Below are 1,116 nucleotides of genomic sequence, written 5' to 3' on the forward strand. Positions count from 1 at the left end.
GAGCTGAAGCTTCACTCTAAAGACCGTAATTCTACAATGCTTAGCGGTTTTAGAAGATATTTAAGCCTTATAGAGCAAAGCCACAGCATGGACTGCAATACCCTCACCTCTGCCTAAGTGCCCAAGGGATTCATTGGTTTTGGCCTTCAGGTTGACATGGCTTGGTGTTACAGCCAAATCTGATGCAATATTGCGGACCATCTCGGGCAAAAAAGTAGCTAATTTGGGCTTTTGGCAAATAATCGTCGCATCGACATTCCCCACCTGAAATCCAGCAGCCTGAATCTTCTGAAGAGCGGCTCTGAGCAGAATACGGCTATCCATGTCCTTAAATTGAGGATCGGTATCTGGAAATAGCTGGCCAATGTCATTCAAGCCAGCAGCTCCTAGTAGTGCATCGGTTAAGGCATGCAACAAAGCGTCTGCATCAGAATGACCAAGTAAGCCTTTTTCGTTGGGGACGTGCACACCACCCAAGATAAGTTTTCGACCCTCAACAAGCGCATGAACGTCATAACCTTGACCAATACGGAACTGAGGGATTTGGGGGGTGTTTGAAGTCATTAAGTTATCTTGATAGGTTCTGAGAGCTTATTTAGTGCTTGCCCGCAAAATGGTTTGCATTAAATCCCAATCTGCTTGGTGGGTTACTTTGAAGTTGCGAGTGGCACCCTCTATTAATAATGGACTAGAGCCAGAGAGCTCCATTGCACTCGCCTCATCCGTGATGTCGGCCTCCAGACGAATACCCTCATCAATTGCATCATGCAGGCGCTTTAAACCAAACATCTGCGGTGTTTGAGCCTGCCAAAGGTGATCTCTAGAAATCGTCTTCATCGATCTATTGGGATTGCCAGCAATTGCTGAATTGGCATCGGCCATCTTTAAGGTGTCGGCCAGCGGCATTGCCAAGAGGCCACCCTCACCAGCTACAGTGACAGCGTGAATCAGTTTTTGAATGAGTTCAGGAGAAATTCCAGGTCGTGCTGCATCGTGGACTAAAACCCAGTCATTCTCTGGAACGCCTGCCTTGAGCATAGCTGCAAGGGTATTTCTGACGGTTTCTTGGCGAGTTGGACCACCAGTTGCAAGAAATTGAATAGATGCGGATTTATT

At 47.0% G+C, this 1,116-nt stretch carries 2 protein-coding genes; both read right to left on the bottom strand.

The genetic code is table 11. The annotated features are described in order from the left end of the window. Nucleotides 1-60: 60 nt before the first annotated feature. Nucleotides 61-564, bottom strand: coding sequence for a 2-C-methyl-D-erythritol 2,4-cyclodiphosphate synthase (ispF, locus tag B7X71_RS17530; RefSeq protein WP_293601685.1), 504 nt, complete (start codon nucleotides 562-564; stop codon nucleotides 61-63). 27 nt (nucleotides 565-591) lie between these two features. Continuing rightward, a partial coding sequence (locus B7X71_RS17535; protein WP_293601686.1) for a 2-C-methyl-D-erythritol 4-phosphate cytidylyltransferase occupies nucleotides 592-1,116 on the bottom strand: 525 nt, incomplete at its 5' end.

The organism is Polynucleobacter sp. 39-46-10, from assembly GCF_002282275.1.